General features: G+C 72.9%; 2 protein-coding genes. Both read left to right on the top strand.

Going from position 1 to position 2618, the window contains the following annotated elements; genetic code table 11:
- Positions 1 to 1329: LuxR family transcriptional regulator (locus DD1DGNOD_RS13325; protein WP_131770277.1), on the top strand; the 1329-nt coding region annotated here is incomplete at its 5' end.
- Positions 1330 to 1457: 128 nt separating this feature from the next.
- A partial coding sequence (locus DD1DGNOD_RS13320; protein WP_131770276.1) for a phosphotransferase family protein occupies positions 1458 to 2618 on the top strand: 1161 nt, incomplete at its 3' end.

Raw genomic sequence — 2618 nt, 5'->3', positions numbered from 1 at the left:
GCCCGGATCGACGTCCTGTGGCTCTCGCTCGGCCGGATGCAGGACGGACTACGCGTCGCCGAGGAGGCGGAGGCGGCCATCGCCGATGCCGGCCTGCGGACGGAGGTCTCGAGCCACCGCGCCGGGCTGGTGCTGGGGAGCGAGGGGCCGCGGGCCGCGGTGCGCGTCCTGGAGCCGCTGCTGACCGGGGCGCAGGGACGGTCGCTCGTGTGGATGGGCGTCGTGGGCGCGTTCGGCCTCGGGCGCCTCGGCCGATTACGCGAGGGTCTGGATGTGGCGGACCGCGCGTATGCGGCCGGCGTCGCCCTGACGGAACCTGACGACTGGTACCCGTGGTTCAACCTCCACGCCCGCTGTGAGGTCCTCGTGCAGGCGGGTCGGTTCGCGGACGCCGAGCGGCTGGCCCGCGAGCAGCACCAACGCGGCCTTGACGAAGGCAGCAGCGAGGCTCGGGCCTGGTTCCTCTGGAACCTGTCGCGCACCGTCCGCGATCGCGGCAACGTCCGCCCCGCGACCCGTGACGCTCGGGAGGCGGCGACCCTGCTGCATCGGCTCGGGCGGGTCGGGGTCCGACATACGCTGCTCTCACTCCTGGCCCAGGCGCAGGCCCTCGCCGGCGACGCCGCGGAGGCGCGGCGCTCCCTCGCGGCCATCGACGCCCTCGGGATCGAGCAGCCGCGGTGGAGCTGGACCGACCACCTCGCGGCCCAAGCGTGGACGGCCGTGGCCGAGGGGCGGATCGCTCAGGGCCGCGAGCTGCTCGCCCGCGCGACTCAGGTGGGCGAGCAGATCGGCGACCGCACCGGCGCAGCAGCCGCGCTCCACGACATCGGCAGGCTCGGGGCGCCGCGCCAGGTCGTGGACCACCTCGTTGCGCTCGCCCGGGAGCTGGAGGGCGACCTCGTCGCAGCGCGGGCCGCGCACGTCGTTGCCCTCGCCGAGGAGGACCCGCTCGCGCTCGACGTGGCCGCCACGACCTTTGAACACCTCGACGCCGAGCTGCTGGCCGCCGAGGCCGCCGCCGACGCTGCGGTCGCCTGGCGCCGGGCAGGCGACGTCCGCCGTGCGGATGCCGGGCTGCACCGGGCGGCGGTGCTCGCGGCGCGCTGCGAGGGCGCCGTCACCCCAGCGCTCGCGCCGATCGAGTCGCGGGTGCGGCTGACCGACGCCGAACGTGAGACGGCGCTGCTGGCCGCGGCGGGACACACCGACCGCGACATCGCGGCCGAGTTGCAGCTATCCGTGCGGACCGTCGGCAACCGCCTGCAGCGCGTGTACCACAAGCTCGGCGTGTCCCGGCGGACCGACCTGGCGCGCCTTCTCCGCTGACCGCGCCGACGGGCAACGCGCCGCGCGTGTCGTCCCCGCACTCGTCCGCGGACGCCCGCTCGTCTGCGCCCAGACAGAGTAGGTTTCTACTCTGTTGTGCCCGAAATGGCCGGTGTTAACTTCCGGCCATGGTCATCACGGAACACGCGATCACGAGTGCTTCGGAGGGCGTGGAGCGGCGCATCGAGGAGCTGCGTCGGCGCCACCCCGTCGAACCGACCGTCGATGAGGTCCTCAGCACGAAGCTGCGACGCCGGGGGCACGACGTGCACACCGCCCGCAGCGTGGAGGACATCAGCAAGCGCCTCCACGCCTTCCTCGCCCACCGGCTGGACGGCCCCTTCACCATCAGCGGCCTCGCCCGGCTGCCGGGCGGCGCGTCGAAGGAGCAGTTCAGCTTCGACCTCGAGTGGACGGAGGACGGCGAGCCGCGCCGCGACCGAATGGTGCTGCGGATGAACCCGCCCGCCTCCGTCGTGGAGACGCACCGCGTTCGCGAGTTCCAGCTCCTGCGGGCCCTCGACGGCATCCTGCCCGTGCCGCGCGCCTACTGGGTGACCCAGGACCGCGCCGAGCTGGGCGAGCCCGCGATGGTCTGCGGCTTCGCCCGTGGTGTCGCCGCGCCGACAAAGGGCGAGCGCAAGGCGTCCGGGCTCGGCACGGCCTACGGGCCGGAGCTGCGGGCCAAGCTCGCCCCCCAGTTCGTCGCCCACCTGGCCACGCTGCACACCCTGGACCCGTCGACCGTCGCCCTGGACGCCTTCGGGGTGCCGGCGGCCGGCACGACGCAGGGGGTCGACTGGCGGCTCGGGATGTGGGACCGGGTGTGGGAGGAGGACTCCTTCGAGCCGCACCCGACGGTCATGCTGACCCGCCAGTGGCTGTGGGACAACCGCCCGCCGATCGACCGGATCTCGATCGTGCACGGCGACTACCGCAACGGGAACTTCCTGTTCGACGAGGACACGGGCGAGATCACGGCGATCCTCGACTGGGAGCTCGGCCACCTCGGCGATCGGCACCACGACCTGGCGTACGCGATGCTCGGCGGCTGGGGCCACCTGGACGACGAGGGCCGTTTTCTCTGCAGCGGCCTCGTCGACGCGGAGACCTTTATCGCGGAGTACGAACGCCTCTCGGGCCTCTCCGTAGACCCGGAACGGCTGCGCTACTACACCGTGCTGAACATGTACTGGGTGGTGGTGGCCACCAGCGCATCGGGTGTCCGGATCGCCGAGGACCGCATGACGCACCTCGACGTGATGATGAATTTCCTCAGTGGCCTCGGT

Origin of the sequence: Candidatus Protofrankia californiensis, assembly GCF_900634765.1 — a bacterium.
GTDB classification, from domain to species: Bacteria; Actinomycetota; Actinomycetes; order Frankiales; family Frankiaceae; genus Protofrankia; species Protofrankia californiensis.
Note: the sequence above shows the minus strand (reverse complement) of the source record. Positions and strands in the feature narration are given on the sequence as shown.